Genomic DNA, 26,607 nt, shown 5'->3' with positions numbered 1-26,607 from the left:
GTGGTTAACATGGGTCTCATTGTACAAAAATTCGGAGGTACTTCCGTCGGCTCAGTCGAAAAAATTCAAAATGCAGCAAATCGCGTCATTGCGGAAAAACAGAAAGGCCATCAAGTCGTCGTTGTCGTATCAGCTATGGGGAAATCCACTGACGCATTGGTCAGCCTTGCAAAAGACATCACTGATCAGCCGAGCAAACGTGAAATGGATATGCTGCTGGCAACAGGCGAGCAGGTCACCATTTCCCTGCTTTCCATGGCGCTGCAGGAAAAAGGCTATGACGCCGTTTCCTATACAGGATGGCAGGCGGGAATCCGCACCGAGGACGTCCATGGCAACGCCAGAATTACGGATATAAACACGTCTGCCTTAGAAAGCCAGCTTCAAAAGGGAAAAGTAGTTGTTGTGGCAGGATTTCAAGGCATGACAGACGACAGTGAAATCACGACTTTGGGCAGGGGCGGTTCAGACACAACAGCAGTGGCTTTGGCTGCCGCGTTAAAAGCGGACAAATGTGATATTTATACCGACGTGCCCGGCGTGTTTACAACCGATCCGCGCTACGTGAAATCAGCGAGAAAGCTTGCCGGCATCTCTTACGATGAAATGCTGGAGCTTGCCAATTTAGGCGCCGGTGTTCTTCATCCAAGAGCTGTTGAATTCGCGAAAAATTACCAAGTGCCGTTAGAAGTGCGTTCAAGTACAGAAACAGAAGCGGGAACATTAATTGAGGAGGAATCATCCATGGAGCAGAACCTTATCGTCAGAGGCATCGCGTTCGAAGATCAAATCACAAGGGTAACCATCTACGGGCTGACAAGCGGACTGACCACTTTGTCTACCATTTTTACAACTCTTGCAAAACGAAACATTAATGTGGATATCATTATCCAAACGCAGGCGGGAGACCATGAGACCGGTATTTCCTTCTCTGTTAAATCAGAAGACGCGGACCAGGCTGTTGCCGTACTTGAAGAGTACAAAGACGCGCTTGAATTCGAAAAAATTGAAACTGAAAGCAAATTGGCGAAAGTATCCATTGTTGGATCAGGCATGGTATCAAATCCCGGTGTAGCGGCTGAAATGTTTGCAGTACTGGCGGAAAAAAACATATTAATCAAAATGGTCAGCACATCTGAAATCAAAGTTTCAACAGTAGTGAGCGAAAATGACATGGTAAAAGCGGTGGAAGCACTGCACGATGCGTTTGAACTCTCGAAACACCCTTCAGCTGTGTCATGACAACCAAAAAGGCGGGACTCATGCAGTCACCGCCTTTTTCATTAAACAGGGTCTTTCATATCCCATTTAACAGTCAGAACCACTTTATCGGCTCTCTTTTTTACTTGTTCGTATGATTCGGCAATCTGATCATTCATCAATTGAATTTGCTCGGCGATGAAGCCAGCTTCCAGCTGAAAGCACGGTTCTTTCTGATATTTGAGCCGATTGGAAATGATCTGTCCTTCAAGCTCGAATTCTAGCTCCTGTTTCTTTGCGCTAACGTTTGTGAGGGTTCCCCAGCCTGCTTCTTCAAAGAAAGCCGGAAAGTCCTCCCATGATTCAAGAGGAAACTTTCGGGCGAGATGTTTCCCTGCCCAATACATCATGGAAGAGTAATCTTGGCCAAGCATGTCTGGGAGAACAATCTCTCGTATCAGTTCATAGGCATAGGCGTTCATTTCAATTTCTTTTAGATTATGTATTGATGCTTCATATTTAGACTTCATATCTGTCTCCCCTCTCTCCTTCGTATATTATAGCCCAAACAGGGGGGAGGATTACAGAATGATCCTGTAATTCTCATGAAAAATTAAGAAAGAATTATATATTGATAAAATAAAATTTTTGAATCAACTAATCAATTCGGAAAATTAGAATTTATGTACGCGTTTTCTTGACGCCCTTTTGTGGTAGGAGTAAAATGAAATTGTCAATAAATCTTAATAAAGTGCTTACAATTGAAAGAAGTGGGGGAAGAGATTTAGCACATTTCGCACTTATCAAACAGGGGGTAAAGTAATGTCTGGGAACAGAGAGTTTTATTTTCGAAGATTGCATTCCTTGCTTGGCGTCATACCGGTCGGCATCTTTTTGATTCAGCATTTGGTCGTCAACCAGTTTGCCGCAAGGGGCGCGGAAGCATTCAATAATGCTGCTCATTTTATGGATAGTCTGCCTTTCAGGTATGCTCTGGAAATCTTTATTATCTTCTTACCTTTAATTTATCATGCAGTTTATGGTGTGTACATAGCGTTTACTGCGAAAAATAACGCAGGCCAATATAGCTATATGCGAAACTGGCTCTTTATCCTGCAGCGTGTAACGGGTATCATCACCCTCATTTTTGTGAGCTGGCATGTGTGGGAAACACGCATTGCTGCACAGATGGGCGCTGAGGTTAATTTCGACATGATGGCGAATATCTTGAGCTCACCGGTTATGCTTGGCTTTTACATTGTAGGTGTTTTATCCACCATTTTCCACTTCTCGAACGGTTTATGGTCTTTCGCTGTTACATGGGGCATCACGGTAACGCCTCGTTCTCAAAGAATTTCGACATACGTTACGCTGATTATTTTTGTTGCACTGTCTTACGTAGGCTTAAAAGCGATTTTTGCATTTGTATAAGAGAGTACTAGATTACTAGAGGGAGAGGGGCTATCATGAGTCAATCAAGCATTATCGTAGTCGGCGGGGGTCTTGCCGGCCTCATGGCGACAATTAAAGCAGCGGAATCAGGAATGGCGGTTAAGCTGTTTTCCATCGTTCCTGTGAAACGTTCTCATTCGGTTTGTGCCCAAGGCGGCATCAACGGAGCGGTCAACACAAAAGGGGAAGGTGACTCTCCGTGGGAACATTTTGACGATACTGTATACGGGGGAGACTTTCTTGCCAATCAGCCGCCGGTTAAGGCGATGTGTGAAGCGGCGCCGTCAATCATCCACTTATTAGACCGGATGGGCGTCATGTTTAACCGGACGCCTGAGGGGCTGCTTGATTTCCGCCGATTTGGGGGTACACAGCATCACAGAACAGCTTATGCAGGGGCGACGACTGGCCAGCAGCTGCTTTATGCTCTGGACGAGCAAGTGCGCAGATACGAGGTTGCAGGTCTGGTCACAAAATACGAAGGCTGGGAATTCCTTGGCGCTGTATTAGATGATGACAGAACCTGCCGCGGAATTGTCGCGCAAAACCTGACAAACATGCAAATTGAATCCTTCCGTTCAGACGCTGTGATTATGGCGACGGGCGGACCGGGAATCATTTTCGGTAAATCCACAAACTCCATGATTAATACAGGGTCTGCTGCATCGATCGTTTATCAGCAGGGAGCGTATTATGCAAATGGAGAATTCATTCAGATCCACCCGACAGCCATACCGGGGGATGATAAATTAAGGCTGATGAGTGAATCTGCACGCGGTGAAGGCGGACGTGTATGGACATACAAAGACGGTAAACCGTGGTATTTCCTTGAGGAGAAATATCCTGCATATGGAAACTTGGTGCCGCGTGATATTGCGACACGCGAAATATTTGATGTGTGTGTGAATCAGAAACTCGGCATCAACGGCGAGAACATGGTATATCTCGATTTGTCTCATAAAGATCCAAAAGAGCTTGACATTAAGCTCGGCGGCATCATTGAAATTTATGAGAAGTTTATGGGAGACGATCCGCGCAAACTTCCGATGAAAATCTTCCCTGCGGTTCATTATTCAATGGGCGGCTTATGGGTTGATTACGATCAAATGACAAATATTCCGGGACTGTTTGCCGCTGGAGAATGTGATTACTCCATGCACGGCGGCAACCGCTTGGGAGCAAACTCCCTGCTCTCCGCGATTTACGGAGGAATGGTAGCCGGGCCGAATGCTGTTAAATATGTAAACGGCTTAGAATCTTCCGCAGAGGATCTGTCTTCATCGATATTCGATGCCCATGTGAAAAAAGAAGAAGATAAATGGGCTGAGATTATGAATATGGACGGAAACGAAAATGCGTACGTCCTCCATAGAGAGCTCGGGGAATGGATGACGGCGAATGTGACGGTTGTCCGCCATAACGACAAGCTGTTGAAAACAGATGACAAAATTCAGGAGCTAATGGAGCGGTTTAAAAAGATTAACATCAATGACACGACAAAATGGAGCAACCAGGGAGCTATGTTTACACGCCAGCTTTCAAACATGCTTCAGCTTGCCAGGGTGATTACACTGGGTGCTTACAACCGTAATGAAAGCAGGGGCGCCCATTATAAACCGGATTTCCCTGAGCGTAATGACGATGAATGGCTCAAAACAACAATGGCTAAACATGTAAGCCCGTATGAAGCGCCGGAGTTTGAGTATCAGGATGTCGATGTATCACTGATAACGCCTCGGAAACGGGATTACTCGAAGAAGAAGGTGGCGAAATAATCATGAGTGAGAAAAAGACCATACGATTTATTATCACACGTCAAGATACACCCGACAGCACGCCTTACGATGAAGAATTTGAGATTCCATACCGCCCGAATCTGAACGTTATTTCCGCTCTAATGGAAATCCGCCGGAATCCGGTTAACGTAAAAGGTGAAAAGACGACTCCTGTTACTTGGGATATGAACTGTCTTGAAGAAGTATGCGGCGCATGTTCAATGGTCATAAACGGAAAGCCCCGCCAGTCGTGTACGGCGCTTGTTGACCAGCTTGAACAGCCGATCCGCTTAAAACCGATGAAAACATTCCCGGTCGTGCGTGATTTGCAGGTTGACCGCAGCAGAATGTTTAATTCGCTGAAAAAAGTAAAAGCGTGGATACCGATCGACGGCACGTACGATTTAGGACCGGGACCGAGAATGCCGGAAAAACGCCGCCAGTGGGCATATGAATTATCAAAATGTATGACGTGCGGTGTCTGCCTGGAAGCCTGCCCGAATGTAAACAGCAAATCGAAATTCATGGGGCCTGCTCCGATGTCTCAGGTTCGTCTGTTTAACGCCCATCCGACAGGAGCCATGAACAAATCCGACCGGCTGGAAGCGCTGATGGATGAAGGGGGCCTTGCAGATTGCGGCAACTCGCAAAACTGCGTTCAATCCTGCCCGAAAGGCATTCCGCTGACCACTTCTATCGCTGCCTTAAACAGGGATACAAACTTACAAGCATTCCGCAATTTCTTCGGAAGCGACAGAGTATAAGAAGAAAAAACCTCTTCCGCATGGGAGAGGTTTTTTTAACAATAAGGAGATGAGTGAAATGAAGCTTCCTGCTTACATTGACATGCCGTTTCAAAAATGGAAAGAATCCTTTTCTTTTTTTAATGAAGTTTCTGTACGATTTTCTGAGACAGATATGTTTGGACATATGAATAATGTAATCCCTTTCATCTATTTTGAAGAAGCGAGGATATCTTATTTTAAACATTTGAATATGATGAAACAAAATAAGCTAACCATGACCGTCGTCGCCAGTCAGCAATGTGATTATCTGCGCCAAGTCATGCCTTATGAAGACTTGCGTATTTATGTGAAAACAAGCGCTGTCGGCAGTTCATCCCTCACCTTGCATTACCTCGGAGAAAATAGCGTAGGGGAGCCCTGCTTCACCGGAGCTGTTGTCATGGTTCAAGTGTCAAAGGAAAGCGGAAAGGCTGTCAGCTGGACGAATGAGGAGAAAGAAAAGCTTCTCCATACACCATAAACTAATTCTTCTGTAAACGTCACCTCCTGAGCCCTCCTGACATATGATATCTTGACTATATCAAAACCCATTCGTTTCAGATTCGCTCTCACCTTAGCAAGGAGGGTTACAATACTTGAAGGAGAAAGAATTTCAATCGAAGCCGCTGCTAACGAAAAGAGAAAGAGAAGTGTTCGAATTGCTCGTTCAAGATAAGACAACAAAGGAGATTGCAAGCGAGCTATTTATCAGTGAGAAAACCGTTCGAAACCATATTTCAAATGCCATGCAGAAATTGGGTGTGAAAGGGCGTTCGCAAGCCGTTGTTGAGCTTCTTAGAATGGGTGAGCTAGAGCTTTAATCCTTGCCGGTATTCCTTCTTTTCAGGAGGGAGCCGGTTATTGCTGTTTGTCTGAAAAGTTCCGAATTCCTATTTTAAACCAGGATGATACGATATAAAACGAGATTTCAATTTGCTTTCATTTGCCTAATGTCCCTCTATTTCTCGTCCCGCGAGTCTTGCATTTTCTATAGAAAAGAAGGAAAATAGACACGGAACGCTTTTGTGCGTAAGAGATCCTTGAGTGAGGGATGGACAAATGACATCAAAACCTTTGGAGCATGTTGCGGACATTGAAAAGTCGCTCCGCCACATTGCCGCGATCATTAAACAAAAAGGAAGAGAAATCCTAAACCAATACGCAATCACGCCGCCGCAATTTGTCGGTCTGCAATGGCTTTATGAATTAGGAGACATGACAATCGGCGAACTATCGGGGAAAATGTATCTGGCATGCAGCACGACGACGGATCTCATCGACCGTATGCAAAAAAATGAGCTTGTCGAGCGGGTAAAGGACCCGGCGGACAGACGTGTCGTCAGGATACACCTTCTGCCAGAAGGAGAACGCATTATCCAAGAAGTCATTACAAAAAGGCAGGAATACCTGCGTGATATGTTCGAAACGTTTACAGATGAAGAAATAGCCATCTTCGAAAAATCATTGATGAAACTGCAGCAAGAAATGAAGAGAAAATGAGGCGATTTTGTTGGAACAACCAATAGGAGTCATTGATTCCGGGGTTGGCGGGTTAACCGTTGCAAAGGAAATCATGAGACAGCTACCAAAAGAAAATATAATATACGTAGGGGATACGAAACGGTGTCCGTACGGGCCGCGTCCTGAAGAAGAAGTGCTTCAATACACGTGGGAGCTGACAAATTATTTGTTGAAAAACCACCACATTAAGATGCTGGTGATCGCCTGCAACACCGCGACAGCAATTGCACTGGAAGACATCCAGCGCGACGTCGATATTCCGGTGGTCGGGGTGATCCAGCCTGGTGCGCGGGCAGCGATAAAAGTGACGGGAAATCAGCATATCGGTGTGATCGGCACAGAAAATACCATTAAGAGCAATGCTTATGAAGAAGCCCTTCTGGCATTAAATGCCGAACTGAAGGTTGAAAATCTTGCCTGTCCGCTGCTTGTGCCGTTTGTGGAAAGCGGAAAGTTTCTGGACAAAACAGCAGACGAGATTGTCAAAACATCACTATCTCCGTTAAAAGATACATCGATTGACTCGCTGATTTTAGGCTGCACCCATTACCCTATTTTAAAAGACGCGATTCAAAGATATATGGGAGAGCATGTGAATATTATTTCGTCAGGCGATGAAACAGCCCGGGAAGTAAGTACGATTCTATCGTATAAAGGACTGCTGAATCAATCTTCGTTTACCCCGAATCATCAATTCCTGACTACAGGAGAACGGGATCAGTTTGCGAAAATAGCAGATGACTGGTTTGGCCATGAAGTAGGTCACGTAGAATGCATCTCTTTGCGAGAACCAATTAGAAGATAGTTTTGCCCCGCAACGGCGTGTTGCGGGTTTTTTGTGTTTTTAATGGAATTCATCGGTCTATTTCCCGCTGAGGCTCGTATACATAGTAGTACAAACAGCCTTAGGAGGGAAAAGTATGCTGAAAAAAGGACCTGCAGTCATTGGTGCCACTTGTCTCACCTCTGCCTTGCTTTTATCCGGGTGCGGTTTATTTCAATCCGATAAGACAGCCGAGGAAATCGATCCGCCTCAAGACGTTACATACGTAAATGATGAAACGGGGACCGATTCAAATACAACAGCAGCCGAAAAAACAAAAAATGAAAAAAGTGATACCGAAAAAGCGAATCAGGACTCTTCTACAGTGATGAGGGAGCTTTATCTCATTGATAAAAACGGTTATGTCGTTGCGCAAACGATGCCTCTTCCGAAAAGTGAAGGAACGGCTAAGCAGGCGCTTGAATACCTTGTGCAGGGCGGGCCTGTGTCAGAGATTCTGCCGAATGGCTTCAGAGCCGTTTTGCCGGCTGACACAACTGTTAACGTAGACATCAAAAAAGATGGCACTGCTATAGCGGACTTCTCGAAAGAATTTAAAAACTATAAGAAGGAAGATGAACAGAAAATCGTCCAATCGGTGACGTGGACGCTGACTCAATTCAGTTCAATTGATAAAGTGAAGCTGAGAATCAACGGCCATGAACTGAAGGAGATGCCTGTAGGCGGCACGCCGATCTCAGACGATTTAAGCCGTAAGGACGGGATTAATTTGGAAACTGCCGGCGTCAATGATCTCACAGCTACACATCCGCTGACAGTCTATTATTTAGCGGAAAACGATGACAGTGAATATTACGTGCCGGTAACAAAACGAATTGACAATTCCAAAACAGACGACATTACAGCGGCTATTAATGAACTGGCTGAGGGCCCGAGCAAGGCGAGCGGCCTGTTGACGGATTTCAGCGAAGATGTGAAGCTGGTCAGTAAGCCGAAAATCAAAGATGGACGTGTAACGCTAGATTTTAATCAATCCATTTTTGGAAGCGCCGATGAAAAGACGAAAATGATTTCTTCAGAAGTGCTTAACAGCATTGTGCTGACTTTAACAGAGCAGCCGGATGTAAAAAGCGTATCCGTTAAAGTGAACGGGAAAGCCGAACTCGTGAACGAAAAAGGCGAAAAACTTTCAGAAGCGGTATCCAGACCGTCTCAAGTGAATACGGGTAGTTTTTAAATTGGGATTTTTGATATACTAGAAAGAAAGAGGTTAGCGTTCCGGCTGCCTCTTTCTTTATTCAATTCCGGGACAAAAATGGTTTATGTACATACAATCGGAGGTAAAACATGAGACATGACGGAAGACAACATGATGAGCTGCGTCCAATTACATTTGATTTGGACTTTATCAGCCATCCGGAAGGGTCTGTTCTAATAACAGCGGGAAATACAAAAGTAATCTGCAACGCATCTGTAGAGGACCGCGTACCACCGTTTTTGCGGGGCGGAGGCAAAGGGTGGATTACAGCTGAGTACAGCATGCTGCCGCGGGCTACAAATCAAAGAACGATCAGAGAATCTTCCAAAGGGAAAATTTCCGGCAGAACGATGGAAATTCAGCGTTTGATCGGCCGTGCGCTTCGGGCAGTCGTTGATTTAGAGAAACTGGGTGAACGTACGATTTGGATTGATTGTGACGTCATTCAGGCGGACGGAGGAACAAGAACGGCTTCCATTACCGGAGCATATCTTGCCATGGCGATCGCAATTGGCAAGCTGCTCAAAGCGGGAACGATTAAAACAAACCCGCTCACTGATTTCCTGGCAGCGATTTCTGTCGGAATTGATAAGGAGCAGGGAATTTTGTTAGATTTAAATTATGAAGAAGATTCTGCTGCTGAAGTTGATATGAATGTCATCATGACAGGCAGCGGCCGCTTTGTGGAGCTTCAGGGAACAGGGGAAGAGGCAACCTTTTCACGTGAGGATCTGAATGGCCTTCTCAGTCTTGCAGAAAAAGGCATTCAGGAACTGATTGACAAGCAAAAAGAAGTACTGGGCGATTCTCTTCCAGAACTGAAATAATGACAGAAAGGCTTGATCATCATGAAAGAAGCAATTATTGCGACTCACAATCCGGGAAAAGTGAAGGAGTTTAAAGAAATCCTTGAGCCGAGAGGGTACGAGGTAAAATCATTAGCTGAAATCGGATTTACAGAAGAGATAGAAGAAACAGGCCATACGTTTGAAGAAAATGCGATTCTAAAAGCGGAAGCGGTGGCAAAAGCAGTGAACAAAATGGTCATTGCAGACGACTCGGGTTTGTCCGTTGATAATTTAGGAGGCCGCCCCGGCGTCTATTCAGCACGCTATGCAGGGGAACAGAAAGATGACCAGGCGAATATCGATAAAGTGCTGAGTGAGCTGAAAGGCATCGAAAAAGAGCAGCGTACGGCCCGTTTTCGCTGCGCGCTTGCCGTGAGTATTCCGGGAGAGGAAACAAAAACTGTTGAGGGGCATGTTGAAGGGTATATTGCCGAGGAGCCGAAAGGAGAATACGGCTTTGGCTATGACCCGATCTTTATCGTCAAAGATAAAGATAAGACAATGGCAGAGCTGACAAGTGATGAAAAAAATAAAATCAGCCACAGGGCTGACGCACTTAAAAAGCTGTCGAAGCTGTTGGAGGCATGAGGGGGAGCGTATATATGAACGTGCTGATTATCAGTGACAGCCATGGACTTGAAGAAGAACTCCAAACCATCGCGAAACGTCATGAAGCGGATGTTGATCTCATGATTCATTGCGGAGACTCTGAGCTTGAAACCGGCCATCCGGCGTTAGGGCCTTATTCCGTTGTAAAAGGCAATTGTGATTTTATCGGCGATTTTAAGGACGAGCTCCTGCTGACGGCCGGTTCCAAAAAAATATTGGTTACGCATGGACACCTTCATGGTATTAAACAGACCTTGCTAAACGTATACTATCGTGCAGAGGAGCTTGGAGCGGAAATCATTTGCTTCGGGCATTCACACATCGCAGGAAGCGAAATGCTGCGCGGAAAACTGATGATTAACCCAGGCAGCATCCGCCTTCCAAGGGTGCGCAGCACAGAAAGCTATGCTATACTGTCTTTAGAAAATGATACAGCAACAGTGCGTTTTTATAACCAAGCAGGCGATGAAATCATTGATTTGCAACACCGTGTAACCCTATGAAATATCACATGAGGAAGAAAATTTTCTTCCTCATGAAAAAAATTCTAAAAAACCGTTGACTTATCATTGCAACCCATATATAATAAATCTTGTCGCTGATAGTTAAAGCGAAAACAAAAAAACAAAACGTGTCCCAGTAGCTCAGCTGGATAGAGCAACGGCCTTCTAAGCCGTCGGTCGGGAGTTCGAATCTCTCCTGGGACGTACCCATCATGACCCGTTATGAATTGCGGATTGTCTACGTTGAATCAACGATGACATATCCGCTGACATAGCGGGTTTTTTCGTTGTACGTAGGACTTACGCTGTCATGTACGTAGGATCAAATGGCGCCCGACCGAACGATTAAGGAGGCGCAATAGACGTGGCACGAAAATTTATTACGGAAAGACGTCCGACGGCTAGTCGAGGAGTCCAACGGTCTCTGGAAGACCGACGTACGCCCATTGATGTTAAATATTCGCTAGAAGAGGCGTTGGAAATATTCGTACAAGCAAAAGAAGCGGAAGGACTCCGGCCTCGAACGATTAAAGATTACCGGCAGCACATTTCGTATTTGCGCGAATTTTTATCGGAGGAATGCCCGGAAGTTATCGAGGACATTAACGCTTTAACAGCGCAAATTATTCGCGCATATATTAACTACCTGCGGAAAGACAGGCGTCCGTATGAAGGCGCAGAACACCGAAAAGTAGTAGAGCGCGAAGGATTGTCCGTCAATACGATTAATATGCGATTGCGAACGCTAAAGACGATGTGCCGTTTTTGGTATGCGGAAGGTATTACCGGAAAAAACGCGATGGAATCCGTTAAGCCTGTTCGCGATGATCAGCAAAAAGAAGTTCGCGGCCTGACGGACGAAGAGATCGGTAAGATTTTTAATGCGTTAGATGACCGGCAATTTGCGGAATGGCGCGACAAGGTTTTAATGTACTTAATGTTAGATACGGGGCTCAGACCGGAGGAAGCCGTTTCGGTACACATATCGCAATTTGATTTCCGCAGTATGTCCGTATTGGTTCCGTCACAGATCGCAAAGAATCGAAAAGAACGCGAGATTCCTATTTCGCGAGAAGTCGGAAGAATGGTCCGAGAGCTGTACGAAGAGGTACGCCAATACTTCGGCGAGCCCGATCAAGTATTTATGAATGCGTATGGAGATCCGTTCACTGCGGATGCGTTTAGGAAACGGTTGAATCGTATGAAAGTCCGCCTTAAATTAGACGAGTTGCATCCGCACATGTTCCGGCATACCTTCGCAAGAAACTATCTTTTAAATGGCGGCGATATATTTACGCTACAGAAAATCCTCGACCACGCCGACATTAAAACAACGCGCAAATACGTTCAGATGAGTAACGCTGACGTGAAGGCGCAGCATAATAAATACTCACCAATACGGAAATTTTTACGTCGCTGATTAAGTTCAGCGGCTATTTTTTTGGTCATTTTCCGAAGTGTATACGCAACTTATAGTGACGGAAGAAATTTCGGTAAAAAGATGTGCCATTCCGGAAGTGTATACGCAGTTATAAATGAGAGGTGATAACGCATGACAAACGTAAAGCGTCCGATCGACTTCCACGATCACAGATTCGTACGTGTTACGAAGTCGGTTATCGCAGACGAAACGTATTTAGATAAGCCGGTACAGAAACTCGTATATGCCGTACTTTGTTTCCACGCAGACAATACGAGTAAGAAGTCGCATCCCAGCGTTCAGACTATCGCGGATAAATGCCGATGCTCAACGAATACGGTGCGGTCAGCATTGCGCAGGCTGAAGGAACTCGAACTTATTGACGTCAAAGAACGCAAAAATGGTAACGGGCAAACTTCGAATGAATACACGCTATGGGAGCCTCCGGATTGGTTCGTGGCGGGCGGCACTTCAAAAAACGATAATAGCCCCCTGCAAGATTTGAAGTAAGGTACTTCACATTTTGAAGACGAACTAAACTCATTTAACTAGACTTATTTAACTAAACTAATAATAGCGCTCAATTAAAAACCTTTCGCGCAGATACTTATTAATTAATAGAATCTTATCGCGATAAAGAATATCTGCAAGAGGGAGCGAAAGCGAACGATTGCTAGGTCTTAATAATAAACGAAAGGATGTGCGATATGTTTAGCGAAAATGAACTCTTCGTTATTCTTGACGGATTAAAAAAGCTAGATCCGGAAACGCAATACTATCACGACGAGGAATATACCGGCACTCCATCCGATTTGCGCGCCAAGGTATTGCGACTAATTAACGAAAGGAGTAACGATAACCATGACGATTAACATTCCGGTATCACCCGACTACAAAATTACGTCAGACGAACGCAATATCATCGTAAAGGAGCGCTACTTCAGCGACCCGACGAAAGCGCCGAACTGGGCGAAGCGGCTAGCCGAGAACCCGGACGCCGACCCAACGCCGCAGGAAAAGTGGCGGGAGGTAGCGTTTCACTCTACGGTCGAACGTGCGCTAATGGACGTAATGAACCGGAGGCTGCGGGCTTCGGATGCGCAATCGCTGGCGGAATTAGCACGATTAATACGGGAATTTCGCGGCGAATTAGCGGCGTTACTGACGGTCGAGGGCAATCGGTAGGGTAGACGATAAAACGGCGGAGAGGCGGCGAAAACATGGCTGATGATTACGTACGAATGGCGGAAGACATCGCGGGTGAATTACGTACACTAAAACGCGAGAATGAGCGTTTAAAGGACGCGGAGGAATTTATTAAGCGGATGTCAGCGATATCCCATCGATTTATTATCGAATACCTAAGCTTAGACAAACGGGATAGAGCGCACGCAAACGTTAAGGAGTTCGTAACTGAATGCGCTAAATCAGACGCAGTCATTACGGAGAGAACGGGCGGTCCTGACCGGATTTGGGTAAAAGCGATGAATGATTACTACGGAGTTGAAAACGGGGAGCAGGTCGTATGGTTGCGCAAAGGAGAAGAATTCGCAATCTGGAAAAACCCGAATACTCGCGAATATACCATCCGATTAAAGGACGGAAGCGATCTTCTTGTCGCGGTTTATAACCCATTCGGTCATCCACTCTTAGGAACTGAATTGATCGTAGATGAGAACTTCGAGGTTTGTGGCTGTCAATCTGGCGGATTTTACTATTAGGGAGGCGAAAATATGACCGAAGAAGTTAAACGATTGCGGTGTGCTGTGGCGGATTTGATTGGCGAGAATGAGCGGTTGAGGGAAATAATATCGAGCTGCAGATGCGCTGAGTGTGGCGACGAATTAGGAAGAGACTGGTCGGATTATAACGGAGTAGCGTTTTGTAATTATTGCGCAGGTGGTGACGAATGATGAAGCCGACAATCACGAAGGAACAGGCGGCGGAATTAGAAGCGATGAGAACTTCGTTTCCAGGAGGCGATAACTATATTCTTATGGCGGCTTGTGATGACGTTTTAGGCGGTAAGCTTGCGAAACTCGACCTTCTAACGCTAGCAGCCGCATTGGTCAACGGATACGAAGTCGAAGCGACACCGGAGGAAAGGGTGCGGGAGTATTACTACGATTTGCGGCGGGCTGAAGATCGTCTCGAAGAACGAGGGGAATCCGGATCACAGTTTCGTCAAGGATGGCAGTCGGTGGAGGAGACGTTGAACCTTCTCGGAATCAAAATCGAAGGAGTGAACGTTTAATGCTCCGGTTGGATCGCGCCGTTGTCCGGCTGATCGGAACGTCATATAAAGAAGCGTCCGAGCTAATCGCAAAGGGCGGCGTAAGAATAAACGGACGTGTAGATTCGAGGCCGTGGCGTTTCTTAAACAGCGGATACTACTTCGTTAAGGTTCACGGACACGGACGATATAAATTTGCGGTAAAGAGCGGTAAGCTTACGAAAATAAAGCGAAAGGTTGGCGGTAAGTATGTATCGGTTGAATAAGAAACAACTCGAAGAAATCCGAAAGCGTTCGGATAAGGCTACAGTAGGCCACTGGCGTGCAACTCTCGATGACCCTTACGATCGTACTTACGTATTAGGTGCTTTTAACGGGGGTGTCACAGTTATTGCGGACATAAAAGGAGATGCTGACGCCGAATTCATCGCAAACGCTCGCCAAGACATTCCGGCGCTTCTCGAACACATTGCGGAGGTTGAACAAGAACTACGAGAGGCAACGTTAATTATCGATCGGGTCGAGAATTTACTTAGCAAGATGCGTTACGGAACTGAATACGAAGTGTACGATGAAGTTTATCGATTCCTTTACGGAAAGGGTGACGAAAATGACAACGTATGAATCAAAGCCGGCCGCCAAGTGGAACACGCGCGATTTTATCGGCTACCTAAACGCCAAGCACAAAGAAACTTACGGAATTCCATACGTAACGAACAATCGCGGCATGGAGGCGAAGAACTTAAAGCTGATGATCGACGAGCACGGCGCCGAGGTTACACGAAGGTTCATCGATAAATGTTTCGCGGAGAAAAAGCCGACGCTGAAGTATCCGGGCTGTAACTTTGCGTTCATGTTCTCGTATATGCGCGAAAGTGTATTGTCGCGTGTGCTTACGGAAATCCAAGCCGAACAGCAAAGAGCCGAGCGAAATGAAGGCGTAGATAATACGTGGTTTTGACGGAAAATAACGAGGAGGGATTGCAGTGGATATGAGAGTCGTAATTAACACGATAAACGATTCGTATTATGACGAGGATCAGAAAACGATAGCGTTCGAAATTGAAGACGATGTGATCCGAATTGGCGAAGGCTACGATCAAGTTTCTGTGCGGAAAGAGGACTTCGCAAAAGTAGCGGCTATTTTATGCGATTAAATTACGAGGAGGCTGACGATATGAAAATCGATTTGAACGCAATGGGATACGACGAGTTAATGGCGCATGGTGAGGCGGTAATGGAGGCGATTAAAAAGCGCATGTTCCAAGAAGGATTTCGATCGGCTAAACAACAACAGCGAAAGTTGGCGAAAATGAACGCGGAGAAAAGCGCCCAAGCCCGTCGTGATGAAATCGTTGAGCAGGCGAAGGCGGACGTTGAGAAGCTGTCTAATTACGGTGATGGCGTGCGATGTGAAACGGATGTATTTACCAAAGCTACCTGTAACGTGGAATTCGTAGCAAATCGCGATAAACGGACAGTTGTTGCGCTATTAAAAGGCGTCCGCACCGGGAACGTCTACGCTAGAGGAATCGCAAAAGCCGCACCTGACGACTGCTTCAACGTTCATATCGGTACAGCAATCGCGCTAAGACGTGCGCTAGGCTTGGCGGTGCCGGACGAATACTTGAACGCGCCACAGCCGACTGAGGTTCGTGTGGGGGACGTAATTAAGTACGAAGAGAGCGGAGGAGTTGCGACGGTTGTATCAATGGAATCAGACGCAAATATTCCGACTGAGACGTATCTAACTACCGCAGAAGCGTATCCGAATAGAATCATCGACGACTCACGCGAAGAGGTGGGCGAATGATTTACGATCCAGCGAAGGTAACTACCGACCTTGATTTCGAAGAAGGAACGCTACGTGTCGTAAAAGATTCGGGCTATACCGTATACCTTCTCGTAGATGACCGTAACGAAAAGATTCACGTAATAAACGTTATTGAGAACTAACGAAAGGAGGTCCGCGAATATGACTAACGAAAATAATTGCGTACTTGCTAACGGATGCAAAGCGGCGGGCTCGGGTGCTTGTACACAACACTGTCCGTATTTTATCGCAATGCACGGCGTCAGTGGCAACGGCGGACGTTTGGCGGCGGCAGGACTTCCGCGTGAGTACCGTCTCGTGACGCTTCAGAATTCGCCGGCTCGCGATGCCATTTATATAAAGAAGCGGAAGCCGTCCGTTATAAAAGAAAGCGTAACGACTATGGCGGAAGCTTACGTTAAGTCCTTCGAACGCCAATTCGATCAGCAAGCCGGTTCAGTAGCGCCGGCCGACCGCATCAAGTCGCTTTACCTCGTAAGTGAATCGCCAGGCACCGGTAAAACAACGACAGCCGCGGCGCTCCTTAACGAATGGCTGCGCGTTCATTATAGCGGTTCCTTGCGACGGGGTTTAGAGCCGTTGCAGCGTCCGGCGTATTTCCTCGATATGAACGAATGGCAGACGGAGTTTAACTTGGCGACGATGGCGAATGACGACGAAGGCATGACGGAATTTCAACGTAAGATGAAGCTAGCAATGACGACCCCATTTGCGGTCCTAGACGATATAGGGGTACGAGACTGCACGCCTGCATTTCGTGGCTATCTACACGCCGTAATAAACGCAAGGGTAACAAATCAACTACCGACAATCTTTACGAGTAACGTTGCGCTTGGATCGCTGGCGACCGTGTTCGGAGAGAAGCGGCTGGCCGACCGTATTGGCGACCTGTGCCGCGAGATTGAATTCGTAGGTGAATCGAAAAGGGGGATGCGTAGATGAAGCCGAAATTCGCTATCGGAGATATTGTCGCAGTAGACGGATACAAAGATCGGATTTTCTACGTTGATTGCTGGCGCGAAGTAACGCAGCACGAAGAATACGGCGCCTTTGATTACGTCGAGTATGACCTGACCGACGCGATTAACGGCGAATGGCTGGAAGCCGATAGCGACGATCTGCGTTCGGTCTGCCGTAAATCAGCGTCGGAAGATTTCTTGATGACGTATGACATGACGAACTATCCGGAACCGACGAGCACTGAGATTAATATTGCGGACTATTTTCCGAAATTGCCAAGCGTAGAAAGTGTCGCGGAGTTAGGAAAAGGACTCGAAAAGGTGGCGAGTGATATGGCGAAAAAGAAAGCGAAGGAAGAGGCGAAACAAATCGACGGACTGCTGGACGAATATAACGATTACATGCGTCTGTTCGAGGCGTTTGGGGATGCGGAATATAAAACGAAGGCTGACGGTGTGATGACGAAATTGAGACGGGAGGCGGGCTAATGAACGCGAAGGAAGCCCTAAATCAATCAAAGCAAGCACGGGAAGGGATTATCGATGAAGCGCTAAAGACTGTTTATAAAAGAATCGATCGCGTATCTAACAGTGGGCACGAGATATGTTACTATTTCGTATCACACCTATATCGAGAAGAAGTGGCATCATTAATAAAAGAATTGCGAGAACGAGGATATCACGTAAGCCATGATGGTTTTTGGTTTATCGCGAGACCTAAACAAATAACTATACGATGGGGAAGGAAGGACCGCCCATGAACTACGGAACTTTACTAATATCGAAAGCCATCGAAGCGAACGATCCGAACGCTCTATTGCGCTTTAATATCGCCGAGGCCGATCTACCAACGCAAGGCGAACGCAAAGCCTTCCGGTACGTCATGCAATACGCCGAGCAGCACCGAGGTCAGGCGCCGACTGCCGAAATGGTTACGAATGAAGTGCCGGACTTCCAGCCGGACTTTAATATCGAGGCCAGCTACGACTATTTAGCGAAAAACCTTAAGGAACAGGCAGCAGAACGCGAATTTATCGAGCTTGTTAACGGACGAATCGATCCGGAAACTAACCGGCAAGTCAAGGCGCCGCAGCTTGCGGAAAAATTCGAAGCAGCGCAAAAAAGCGGCGATATGGGAAGTTTCTTCGAGTGGTTGACGAAGCAGGCCGAAAGTCTTAAAATGAGAACAAACGTTCGAAATTCGGTTGGGACGGACATCAAGCGTGACATCGATAAATTCAAAGCCGAATACGAAAACCGCAAGGCTGGAGAGTCTTTCCGGATATGGCGCAGCAAGTTCGACTTTATTAATCGGGCTATGGGCGGCTACGTTTCGTCCAACGTCTACGTCATTTACGGAAAGTCGGGGCGCGGTAAATCGGCCATCGCGTTAGAGGAAGTCGTTAACTGTGCGATGCAGGGCGCGAACGTTCTTATTTGGTCGATGGAAATGGGATGGTACGAAGTGTTAGTGCGGCTATACGTTTCAATTTCCGGAAGCCTAGGCGTTACGACCGCGACTCTTAATGGCGTCAATATGGAAGCCGGCTTTAATTCGCGCGACGTCCGCCAGGGAAACCTAAATGAAGAGTTCGAAGCGGGCTTTATGGAATTCCTCGGGCAGCTTAACGATATACTGCCGGGCAACATAACGGTACGCGGCGTAGATGACGAAGACTTTGGCTCACGTACATTGCGTGATCTGAAGTCGGACATCATCGAAACGAAAGCCGACGTGGTGCTCGTAGATCCCTTTTATTATTTAGACTACGAAGCCAATACGTCTAAGACGGCGGGCGGAGATGCGGCTAATACATCGCAAAAGCTACGCCGTTTAGCGGGCCATACAAAGGCGACGATCTTTGCGCTTACCCAGGCGGATGAAGAAGACGAAAAGGACTCCGAAGATGGTCCGCGCGAACTTAAATTGCCGCAACGTAAAGGCGTCAAGAAAACGAAAGCCTTGCTCGAAGATGCTGCGTTATTGATCGCGGTTGATACGAACGCAAAGGAAGGGCGCGGCATGATCGGCCTAAATAAAGGGCGTGATGGCGGCGAAGGAGAGTCTGCGGAGATTATCTACCTACCGCAAATTGGCGTCGTGAAGCAGCCGGAAGCCGGAGAAGCAGCGGCAGCACAGTTCGAATTCTAAATTGGAAAGAATTTCATATAAAATTCTGAATAGTTTCGACAAATTACGACTGTATATAATGTTACATTCGTGTAATATGTTTCATAAATACATCTTTAGGAGGCGTTTATATGCCGACTTTATTACTAAACGGCCGCCACGTCGACGTGGATATCCGTTACGAGCTCGAGCAATTCGAATGGACGCGGCCTACCTGGACGGAAGATCGGTTGCTCGCAGCTAGTCCGTTCCGTTACGATCGAATGCCGAGCTTTTACGTATATCTCGAAGACACAGCGTCAGCAAAAGCCGGCTATTGGGGCGACTCAGGCGCGTATGACGCCGAGTTTGCGCGAGGTGGGTTCGTTAAGTTACTCGCTTTCCTACGCGCTGAAACCGAAGCCGAAACCGTCGATTACTTATTGGATTCGTATGCGCCTGCGTCTGAAAACGGTCGCTTAACGCTGCGCCTTCCGAAACTTAAGGCCGCAACCAAACCGGAACCTTTGCCGGAATCTACTTTGGCGGACGTTCAGGCCGGACCTAACGCTTATCTAACCGGGCGCGGCATAGCGGATGAAGTACAACGAGAAGCCAGCGTAGGGCTCGTAGACAATGCGGTAGCGATTCCGTGGCGGTTACCGAACGGGCGGCTTGCTAACGTTAAGTATAGGTCAACGCGCGGCAAGGCTTTTTGGTACGTAAAAGGCGGCTGGCCTATCCGCGATTTAGTTTACGGAATGGACCTCGTTTATGCCAAGCGGCTAAGGCATGCGGTGATCTGCGAGGCGGAAATCGATGCTATGGCGTGGCGTTCGGTAGGGGTGCCGGCGATTGGAACCGGGGGCAGCGCATTTAATTTGAAAAAGGCGGACATAATTACGCAGTCACCCATCGAATATTTAACGGTAGTTACAGATAACGACAAAGCTGGCGATAAATTACGTGCGGCGATTGAGCGTTATTTAAACGGAAAGGTGCGGCTTGCGCACGGTTATATAACGGAGGTGAAAGACGCTAATGAGCTTCTAGTGGCGCGCGGTGCAGAGGCGTTGAGAAACGTTTATGATCGTGCGGAGGGTGTACGTACAGTATTACGTTTAGGTTCGGGTATTCCCGTACTTTAGGTCGGCCGGAGGTTTAACCCTCCGTTTCGTTACCGGATACCTCGATCCATTCGTACAGATCTTCGGGACTACAGCCGAGTATACGAGCAATATTATAGGCGCGCTCGATGCTCGGTATATTGCGAAGACTTATGTAATCGGAAATGTGCGACTTGGTGAGTCCGACCTTTGCTGCGAGTTGAGCGTGTTCTAATCCGAGATTTTCGCACAGTTCGGGTATCCGGCTTTTGCCGACCTTAAACGTAATAAACACCTCCATTCGTAAAGGTGTCCGTAACATTTTAACTTATAGACAAAGCAATTACCAATATTTATTCCTTGACAATCTTAATGACTTTTTCAACAGGTACTTCTAAGAATAGGCATATTTTCTCAATTGTACCTACATACATCTTAAGGTTAGATTGTCTGTGGTTTTCTTTTATACTAGCCTGCGTCGCAGGACTAATGACTTTCCTCAATTCACTTAATTTCATTTCTTTCTCTTCTAAAGTCTTGAATAAAGGTGAAAAATCAACCATTTTTAAAAATCCTCCCAGAAAAATGTTTACACGTCTGAACATTTTTATTATACTTCAATTATACTTAATCGGGGAATAAAAGTCATTCATTAATTAAATTCGGGGTGAATTACATGGAAGATGTAAGAGAGTTCTTGTTCAATAAGATTGAGGACAGAGATGACTTGGATGACAAAAACGTTGCTGATTTTTTGAATGTATCAACCAGACAGTTGTATTACTTGAAAAGCGGACAAAGATTTCTTACTTTCAGAAATGTGCTAAGATTGGCGCTTCTTGTTGATCCTGAAAACTACAGGAATAGAATGAGAATCTGGAGTCTTAAGCTGCAGACTGATGATTGTATAAAAAACGCTTTCGAATACGCTGCTGTTACTCGAGATGTAGAGTTATTAAAGAGTTTATTGGACGAGCATAAATCAGAAAAAGGTGTAATAGGACAATACGTAAAAGTATATTCGTTTATCTATAAGTACATGACAGGTCAAACAAAATTCAATATGATGGAACAAGCTCTCTTAGATTTAAAAACCATTAGTGATTCTTCCCTAAAAATCCTTATTGGTATTTATAAATGCATAGCATTACTGCATAAACGTCAATTTTCATATCTTATTGATAAAGCATCTGAGATTGAAGTAGAAATCAAAAACTTAAGCAGCAAAACAAGGTTGTTCTTAAAGGAGTGTTATTTATTTCGTTTGTCTGAAGTGCTCTCGGTAACGAACTTGTTTTTGAACAATTTGGAAGAATCGCGGCGGTATGCTAATATCATAATTGAGGCCCAAATAAATAAAAGAGCTGAGTCTGACGCTTACTACGTTTTAGGAATGTCTTACCTGATGGATAGCCCGCATAAATGTATTACTTACCTTGAGAAGAGTTGCGAAAAAGCGTTAGAAACGAAATCGGACTTAATAATAACTGTAGCTAGATACAACCTGAACATGGGAAAGTTATTGTTATCTGAAAAACTGGGTGAAGACGCCCATGAGTCAATTAAGGCCGTCAATGATTATAGGGAAGGTACTATTTCATACAGTGAAGCTGAAGAAAAAGCAAAAAAGATCGGTGATTTAGACCTTCTTGATTACTTAAGCAGTATGAAAGAAAAAAAAGTTGAGAATTTGTACAAAAAATTTCACGATTTCGTTGCCAATTCAAACCTTTACTTCGCAGTTATAGTTGTAAGGGATTTGATGGAGGCTGGAGAGAATTCGGATTTCATTAAATCTCTTGCGAATCTGCGAAAAAACAGTTCAAAAGGAGAGGTTTTATTTGAAGAAAATTTTATTAGTTGTTTCAGTATTAGGAGTAATTCTGGCAGGAGGGTCAGCGCTTAAGTATTTAGATAGCGCAACAGATAATAAGACAGAGGAATTAGCAATTAACATTATAGGAGGTTAATCTTAAGAGTCGCCATTCGGCGGCTTTTTTCATATACAAATGTATATACGTATGAACAATTATAGAGAATCCGAACCTTGTTCACTTTCAGAAAATTCAAAGACTAATCATGCTAATATATGGACATAGAAGAAAAACTTATGAAAAAAATAAAAAAACTGTGCCAATCATCTATGTAGATACGCAGTTAATATTGAAAGGGGAAATGAACATTGGTGAATAACGAAAACTTAATAGTGTTAATCGATCAATTTCAAACTAACGAGGATTCAAAAGCCTTTAACAAGGTTTTCGAAAGTTTTCAGTCGTTGGTAAGAAACCTCGCAAAGAAATATGGAAGAGGCTGTCCGATACTTTTCGATGAAATTACCAGCGAGTTAAACGAAAGGATCTGGCGAACCGCCGAAACCTTCGATAAAAGTAAAACGCAGGATGTAGTTGCTCATTTCAAGATCCATTTAACACGAGCAGCAATCGATGTAACACGTAAGAGGAACGGAACGTACGTGAAGAAACGTATTCCACTCGATACCACAGCGGAAGAGAATGCGGCAACATTCGAATCTGGCGAGGCTATCCGTATTGAGGAGTACGTGATTTCCCGAATCGATGGGGAAATAAAAACGGACCAAGATAAGCGGCAACTTATCGAGGCCCTGACAAAGAATTCGGATGCCTTAACGACGGCAATCGTTAAAGAGCATCTTTCATCAGAACAACCTAGCGCCCGGCAAATTGGACGTAAGCTAGGTGTTCACCACTACACCGTAACAAGAGAAATTCGTAAGTTATCGAAAAACTACAACGTTTCTTTGCACGGCGAACTTAACGCTTTTCTAGCTGTATAAAAACGCTATACGTAACTAGGTCCGAGGGACGTTCGCTACGCCCTCATTGTATTGCATATTGTCAACGAAATCAAGCGAACGGTATGCGAACACAACCCTCGACCTAGTACTATTATCCTTAATTAAACGGAGGCTAACGTACTATGACTACTTCAAATTTACCCAATTCTAACGAAATTCAAACGTTAATCGCGCTAGACGAGCGCAAACTCACCGAAATTATTTATCAGGGCGGCTGGCCGCACGACGAAGATCCGGCCGATTACTATCCGGCCATTAAGGCGGTGCGCGTCGGATGAACTTCCGCATTACCGCACACGCACACAAACGGTTGCAGTCGCGCTTTGGGATTAAAAACCATCGAGCAGCCTACGTATGGGTTGCGGAGCATCTGAAAGACGCCGAGTACCTCGGAATTCACGTCGATGAAAACGGACGCGAGGCTCGCATGTATGGCGGCAAAGGCATCGTTATCCATATCGGAGTTAACGACAGTAACGTAATAACGGTATATAAAGCGCGTAAGCACCTCGGCGCTAACCTTATTAAGGAGGCGTTCGCTACTTTGAAAGAAAACGTGCAGGCTGCGCTCAAGTCTAACGAAAATCTTCGCGAAGAATTAAACGAAGAAATTGATTACTTTCGCGCCGAATATAAACGGACCCGATCGGTTGCTAAACGCATGGCTTACCAAGCGCGAATCAATGCGCTACAGATGCGCCTGGATGAACTGCCGACGGAATCACTCGATCTCAAGCGCGACCTATACAAAGCTGCGGAAGGAGTGGCGGCTTATGTCTGACGCAGTATGGATCGTTCCTATTGTCGTAATTATCAGCGCGGTCATTATCGGCGGTATGTGGACGCAAATAGACGAAGACGAAAAGAAACCGCAGTAAGGGCGCCAGGCCCTCGGAGAATGTCGGGGCGGCCGTTAGGTAATTCGGGTCGCGTCGCTACTGCCAAGCGCTGGCGGCGTTTCGGGCGCAGATACCGGCATTTTGCGAGGGCTTAACGCTCAATATTAAATCGTAGGGGGAAAACGAATGACACAATTTCAAAAAGGCGCAGCGGCACTAGGAGCATTACAGGCAGGCGGAAGCGAAGGCGGTAACTTAAATACGATCGACTTCGCAAAGTTTAGCGTAGGTTCTTCTTATAAGGTGCGCGTGCTCGGTACGGAAGATCTCATGCAGTATTTTGGTTACGGCGTATATAAGAAAGTAAATACGTTTGTTGCGAAGAATCCTTCTACGCGTAACGAAAAGGGTTTCGTAGTTAGCGATCACACACCGTGGGATTTAGCCGAAAAGTATCACCGCGATCTTCAATTCGCAGCCAAAGACGCAGGCAACGAAAAAGAAGAGAAAGCGCAAAGCCAGGAGGCCGGCAAATATCGCGGCAAAGAACGTTTCGCTATGGGATTCGTTGACTTGGCGGCCGGAAAAGAAATCGTTGTAGATTTAACGCGCAACCAAGCGCTGGATGTATACGCAACAATTACGAAGTATGAAAAGAAACTCGGCAAGCTTGCGTTTGAATTAACGAAAACGAACGCGACAGGACAGGCGAAAGATACTAAGGTCGCGCTGACGCCTCTAATCGACTTTGACGAAGATCTTAACGAAAAGGAACGCGAGAACTTCGCCAAATTTGACGGCAAAGAATTTAACGCGGCGCTATTCGACGGCTTGCTTTTCGAAGCGGACGAAAAAACGCAGATCGAAAACCTAGTCGCGGCTGGCTTCGATATCAGCTTGATCGGTTTGTCACTCGGTGCTGGATCGGAATCTAACGAAGCGCCTGCCGAAGATTCATTCGACTTTTAATCGCGATCAAACCTAACCAAACGAAAAGGAGGCGCTCATATGGCGCATAAAACAGAAGATACCGGCAAGTATTCGGAACTGATCGCTCGTGCTGCGCTGCTGGCTAGCGGTTGGCAGGCGGTCAGTACGTCCGAAACGGAAGAAGCGTTCGATATTAGCGCAAAGTGTCCGTATAGCAAGGAGTGGAAAACGTTCCAGGTGAAGACGATTATCGTACGGGAAAAGCGCGGCGGCAAGCGGATCGTCCAGGCGCGGAAGAACGACGGCACGCCTTATACGCTGAATGAAGTCGATTACTTTATCGGCGTTGAAATCGGCACGGGTCCGGCGCCTGCCGTTTGGATGTTCGAGAATCGCGAGCTGACCGAGTATTGGGGGCCGCAGTCGAAGGAAGGCAAGCGATGGGTACGGATGGACTTGGCGTTTAGTCGCGAAGATATAGAATTTGCGAAAGTTAACGAAGCGGAGGCGGTATGATGGCGAATTTAGTAAGCGTTAAGACACTCGATATGGTGAACGGTGAAATTACGAAGGTTGCGTATGACGGTGCGGCTTACGAGCGCGTGGAAGGCGAGGCGCAGATCGGTGACATTGTACTCGTTAAGGAAGCGTGGGGCGACCAGAATGTCGGTGAGTTTTTCGTTGTGACTTACACGAAATCTGGCATTAGTGATCAGATTGTCGGTATGAACGGAAACACTTGCGAAGCCTCGTCATATAAGTGTCGGCTGAAAATCTTCCGTAAAATCGCCGCCGCAACCAATCCGTCCGTAGAAGAACGCGTAACAAAGGCGGAAGGCGAAATCGAATTGTTAAAATCCGATGTGGCTGCGTTGAAGGGTGAGGCGGAATATAAGCGGATCGGCAAAAGCGAAGCGCAGGCGGGCGATTACGTAAAGTTCGATGACCCTCCGAGCTATCTAACCGATAAGGAATATTACGAAATTATTCGCTTAGACCTTTACGGTGATCCTCAGATTATTGACGATGAAGAAGACGAATTTGATACTTACGGATTTGATTTCGAAGTCTACCGCAAAGCCGGCGCCGCAAGCGTAGAGGCCGAACCGAAGCCTGAGCGCCTGAAGGTCGGTGATTATGCGAAGGTGGTACAGGAATATCACCATCAAAACGGTGAAATCATAATCCTTCGCGATAGAGGATCAGAGCGGTCGGATACATTTCCTTTCCAATCCGAAAGGCTTGACGGAACAACAGGTGATATCTTCGGACATAGGCATCTGGTACGCGCCACTGACGAAGAAGTTGCCGAAGCTAAACGCGCAACCGCCGAGCGCAAGAAATGGGCGGAAATTGGACGCGGGGTTGGCGAGTATAAGGTCGGTGATGTAGTTGCGTACGATGATCCGGAGTGGTTTCAGAACAGCGGAATTGGAGAGGTTATAGAACTTATGGACGGAACTCCTTGTGTTTTAGCGACAGATAGCCGAGGAAGTAAAGTTCCGATTTATGTTAGTACCGAGCAGGTAGAGCTAGTTACGCCAGTTGAGGCGCGCTTTGACCGCTAAAGCCGCCGCCGTCTGCGCCAATTGCAACGCTAAC

General features: G+C 46.2%; 37 protein-coding genes and 1 tRNA gene. 35 read left to right on the top strand and 3 right to left on the bottom strand.

Annotated elements, in window-relative coordinates; translation table 11 throughout:
- Nucleotides 1-9 precede the first annotated feature (9 nt).
- Complete coding sequence (locus HC660_RS14305) at nt 10-1,242, top strand: aspartate kinase (RefSeq protein WP_095714268.1); 1,233 nt, start codon at nt 10-12, stop codon at nt 1,240-1,242.
- 41 nt (nt 1,243-1,283) lie between these two features.
- On the opposite strand, the gene HC660_RS14300 is transcribed toward HC660_RS14305, so the two are convergent.
- Complete coding sequence (locus HC660_RS14300) at nt 1,284-1,730, bottom strand: YslB family protein (protein WP_168748472.1); 447 nt, start codon at nt 1,728-1,730, stop codon at nt 1,284-1,286.
- Nucleotides 1,731-2,022: 292 nt separating this feature from the next.
- Here HC660_RS14300 and sdhC point away from each other — a divergent pair, with 292 nt between their 5' ends.
- From sdhC to HC660_RS14165, 27 genes are all read left to right on the top strand, one after another.
- Complete coding sequence (gene sdhC / locus HC660_RS14295) at nt 2,023-2,631, top strand: succinate dehydrogenase cytochrome B558 (protein WP_168748471.1); 609 nt, start codon at nt 2,023-2,025, stop codon at nt 2,629-2,631.
- Nucleotides 2,632-2,666: 35 nt separating this feature from the next.
- Nucleotides 2,667-4,427, top strand: a complete 1,761-nt coding sequence (sdhA, locus tag HC660_RS14290; RefSeq protein WP_168748470.1) for a succinate dehydrogenase flavoprotein subunit — start codon at nt 2,667-2,669, stop codon at nt 4,425-4,427.
- A gap of 2 nt (nt 4,428-4,429) precedes the next feature.
- On the top strand, nt 4,430-5,191 hold the full coding sequence (gene sdhB / locus HC660_RS14285; RefSeq protein ID WP_024122397.1) for a succinate dehydrogenase iron-sulfur subunit: 762 nt from the start codon (nt 4,430-4,432) through the stop codon (nt 5,189-5,191).
- A gap of 58 nt (nt 5,192-5,249) precedes the next feature.
- A complete protein-coding gene (locus HC660_RS14280) occupies nt 5,250-5,693 on the top strand; it encodes an acyl-CoA thioesterase (protein WP_168748469.1) in 444 nt (147 codons plus the stop codon).
- Between the two features lie 115 nt (nt 5,694-5,808).
- A complete protein-coding gene (gene gerE / locus HC660_RS14275) occupies nt 5,809-6,033 on the top strand; it encodes a spore germination transcription factor GerE (RefSeq protein WP_003184172.1) in 225 nt (74 codons plus the stop codon).
- Nucleotides 6,034-6,271: 238 nt separating this feature from the next.
- Complete coding sequence (locus tag HC660_RS14270; protein WP_010335201.1) at nt 6,272-6,712, top strand: MarR family winged helix-turn-helix transcriptional regulator; 441 nt, start codon at nt 6,272-6,274, stop codon at nt 6,710-6,712.
- 7 nt (nt 6,713-6,719) lie between these two features.
- Nucleotides 6,720-7,538 (top strand): glutamate racemase, encoded by an 819-nt coding sequence (racE, locus tag HC660_RS14265; RefSeq protein ID WP_168748468.1) that lies wholly within the window; start codon nt 6,720-6,722, stop codon nt 7,536-7,538.
- Between the two features lie 115 nt (nt 7,539-7,653).
- Complete coding sequence (locus HC660_RS14260) at nt 7,654-8,754, top strand: GerMN domain-containing protein (RefSeq protein ID WP_168748467.1); 1,101 nt, start codon at nt 7,654-7,656, stop codon at nt 8,752-8,754.
- Between the two features lie 110 nt (nt 8,755-8,864).
- A complete protein-coding gene (rph, locus tag HC660_RS14255; protein WP_010335199.1) occupies nt 8,865-9,602 on the top strand; it encodes a ribonuclease PH in 738 nt (245 codons plus the stop codon).
- A gap of 12 nt (nt 9,603-9,614) precedes the next feature.
- Nucleotides 9,615-10,211 (top strand): XTP/dITP diphosphatase, encoded by a 597-nt coding sequence (locus HC660_RS14250; protein WP_168748466.1) that lies wholly within the window; start codon nt 9,615-9,617, stop codon nt 10,209-10,211.
- Nucleotides 10,212-10,225: 14 nt separating this feature from the next.
- A complete protein-coding gene (locus HC660_RS14245) occupies nt 10,226-10,735 on the top strand; it encodes a YfcE family phosphodiesterase (RefSeq protein WP_168748465.1) in 510 nt (169 codons plus the stop codon).
- Nucleotides 10,736-10,865: 130 nt separating this feature from the next.
- Nucleotides 10,866-10,939 (top strand) — tRNA-Arg (locus HC660_RS14240).
- A 271-nt stretch (nt 10,940-11,210) separates the two neighbouring features.
- Entirely contained in the window at nt 11,211-12,155 is a 945-nt protein-coding gene (locus tag HC660_RS14235) for a tyrosine-type recombinase/integrase (RefSeq protein ID WP_168748464.1), read from the top strand.
- Nucleotides 12,156-12,287: 132 nt separating this feature from the next.
- Entirely contained in the window at nt 12,288-12,665 is a 378-nt protein-coding gene (locus tag HC660_RS14230) for a helix-turn-helix domain-containing protein (protein ID WP_168748463.1), read from the top strand.
- A gap of 351 nt (nt 12,666-13,016) precedes the next feature.
- Entirely contained in the window at nt 13,017-13,340 is a 324-nt protein-coding gene (locus tag HC660_RS14225) for a hypothetical protein (RefSeq protein ID WP_168748462.1), read from the top strand.
- Between the two features lie 35 nt (nt 13,341-13,375).
- On the top strand, nt 13,376-13,876 hold the full coding sequence (locus HC660_RS14220; RefSeq protein ID WP_168748461.1) for a hypothetical protein: 501 nt from the start codon (nt 13,376-13,378) through the stop codon (nt 13,874-13,876).
- Between the two features lie 191 nt (nt 13,877-14,067).
- Nucleotides 14,068-14,409, top strand: coding sequence for a hypothetical protein (locus HC660_RS14215; RefSeq protein ID WP_168748460.1), 342 nt, complete (start codon nt 14,068-14,070; stop codon nt 14,407-14,409).
- On the top strand, nt 14,409-14,654 hold the full coding sequence (locus HC660_RS14210; protein WP_168748459.1) for a hypothetical protein: 246 nt from the start codon (nt 14,409-14,411) through the stop codon (nt 14,652-14,654). The genes HC660_RS14215 and HC660_RS14210 overlap by 1 nt, the downstream gene beginning before the upstream one ends.
- Complete coding sequence (locus HC660_RS20935; protein ID WP_211090765.1) at nt 14,638-15,012, top strand: hypothetical protein; 375 nt, start codon at nt 14,638-14,640, stop codon at nt 15,010-15,012. The genes HC660_RS14210 and HC660_RS20935 overlap by 17 nt, the downstream gene beginning before the upstream one ends.
- On the top strand, nt 14,999-15,349 hold the full coding sequence (locus HC660_RS14200; RefSeq protein ID WP_244956467.1) for a hypothetical protein: 351 nt from the start codon (nt 14,999-15,001) through the stop codon (nt 15,347-15,349). Before HC660_RS20935 ends, HC660_RS14200 begins: the two co-directional genes overlap by 14 nt.
- A 25-nt stretch (nt 15,350-15,374) precedes the next feature.
- Nucleotides 15,375-15,545 carry a hypothetical protein gene (locus tag HC660_RS14195; RefSeq protein ID WP_168748457.1) on the top strand — a complete coding sequence of 57 codons (171 nt, stop codon included), beginning with the start codon at nt 15,375-15,377 and terminating at the stop codon, nt 15,543-15,545.
- A 146-nt stretch (nt 15,546-15,691) separates the two neighbouring features.
- Nucleotides 15,692-16,201, top strand: a complete 510-nt coding sequence (locus HC660_RS14190) for a hypothetical protein (RefSeq protein ID WP_168748456.1) — start codon at nt 15,692-15,694, stop codon at nt 16,199-16,201.
- On the top strand, nt 16,198-16,344 hold the full coding sequence (locus tag HC660_RS14185) for a hypothetical protein (protein ID WP_168748455.1): 147 nt from the start codon (nt 16,198-16,200) through the stop codon (nt 16,342-16,344). Before HC660_RS14190 ends, HC660_RS14185 begins: the two co-directional genes overlap by 4 nt.
- Before the next feature lie 19 nt (nt 16,345-16,363).
- Complete coding sequence (locus tag HC660_RS14180; RefSeq protein WP_168748454.1) at nt 16,364-17,164, top strand: ATP-binding protein; 801 nt, start codon at nt 16,364-16,366, stop codon at nt 17,162-17,164.
- On the top strand, nt 17,161-17,670 hold the full coding sequence (locus HC660_RS14175; RefSeq protein WP_168748453.1) for a YodN-related protein: 510 nt from the start codon (nt 17,161-17,163) through the stop codon (nt 17,668-17,670). The genes HC660_RS14180 and HC660_RS14175 overlap by 4 nt, the downstream gene beginning before the upstream one ends.
- Nucleotides 17,671-17,938: 268 nt before the next feature.
- A complete protein-coding gene (locus HC660_RS14170; RefSeq protein WP_168748452.1) occupies nt 17,939-19,333 on the top strand; it encodes a DnaB-like helicase C-terminal domain-containing protein in 1,395 nt (464 codons plus the stop codon).
- Nucleotides 19,334-19,443: 110 nt separating this feature from the next.
- The gene (locus HC660_RS14165; protein ID WP_168748451.1) at nt 19,444-20,439 is read left to right on the top strand and encodes a toprim domain-containing protein; all 996 of its coding nucleotides are present in this window, start codon (nt 19,444-19,446) and stop codon (nt 20,437-20,439) included.
- 13 nt (nt 20,440-20,452) lie between these two features.
- On the opposite strand, the gene HC660_RS21380 is transcribed toward HC660_RS14165, so the two are convergent.
- Nucleotides 20,453-20,698 (bottom strand): helix-turn-helix transcriptional regulator, encoded by a 246-nt coding sequence (locus tag HC660_RS21380; RefSeq protein WP_168748450.1) that lies wholly within the window; start codon nt 20,696-20,698, stop codon nt 20,453-20,455.
- A 52-nt stretch (nt 20,699-20,750) separates the two neighbouring features.
- Nucleotides 20,751-20,960, bottom strand: coding sequence for a helix-turn-helix domain-containing protein (locus HC660_RS14155; RefSeq protein WP_168748449.1), 210 nt, complete (start codon nt 20,958-20,960; stop codon nt 20,751-20,753).
- A gap of 113 nt (nt 20,961-21,073) precedes the next feature.
- On the opposite strand from HC660_RS14155, the gene HC660_RS14150 reads away from it, so the two are divergent.
- From HC660_RS14150 to HC660_RS14120, 7 genes are all read left to right on the top strand, one after another.
- Complete coding sequence (locus HC660_RS14150; RefSeq protein WP_168748448.1) at nt 21,074-22,303, top strand: AimR family lysis-lysogeny pheromone receptor; 1,230 nt, start codon at nt 21,074-21,076, stop codon at nt 22,301-22,303.
- Between the two features lie 279 nt (nt 22,304-22,582).
- The gene (locus HC660_RS14145; RefSeq protein ID WP_244956506.1) at nt 22,583-23,215 is read left to right on the top strand and encodes a sigma factor; all 633 of its coding nucleotides are present in this window, start codon (nt 22,583-22,585) and stop codon (nt 23,213-23,215) included.
- 143 nt (nt 23,216-23,358) lie between these two features.
- Nucleotides 23,359-23,514 (top strand): hypothetical protein, encoded by a 156-nt coding sequence (locus HC660_RS14140; RefSeq protein ID WP_168748446.1) that lies wholly within the window; start codon nt 23,359-23,361, stop codon nt 23,512-23,514.
- On the top strand, nt 23,511-24,017 hold the full coding sequence (locus HC660_RS14135) for a hypothetical protein (RefSeq protein ID WP_168748445.1): 507 nt from the start codon (nt 23,511-23,513) through the stop codon (nt 24,015-24,017). Before HC660_RS14140 ends, HC660_RS14135 begins: the two co-directional genes overlap by 4 nt.
- A 244-nt stretch (nt 24,018-24,261) precedes the next feature.
- Entirely contained in the window at nt 24,262-25,044 is a 783-nt protein-coding gene (locus HC660_RS14130; RefSeq protein WP_168748444.1) for a hypothetical protein, read from the top strand.
- A 39-nt stretch (nt 25,045-25,083) separates the two neighbouring features.
- Entirely contained in the window at nt 25,084-25,521 is a 438-nt protein-coding gene (locus tag HC660_RS14125) for a hypothetical protein (RefSeq protein WP_168748443.1), read from the top strand.
- Complete coding sequence (locus HC660_RS14120; RefSeq protein WP_168748442.1) at nt 25,521-26,573, top strand: hypothetical protein; 1,053 nt, start codon at nt 25,521-25,523, stop codon at nt 26,571-26,573. Before HC660_RS14125 ends, HC660_RS14120 begins: the two co-directional genes overlap by 1 nt.
- Nucleotides 26,574-26,607: the final 34 nt, after the last annotated feature.

The sequence above is a fragment of the Bacillus mojavensis genome (assembly GCF_012648005.1).
Classification (GTDB): Bacteria; Bacillota; Bacilli; order Bacillales; family Bacillaceae; genus Bacillus; species Bacillus mojavensis.
The sequence above is the reverse complement of the archived record's forward strand: the minus strand, read 5'-3'. Positions and strand labels throughout refer to the sequence as shown.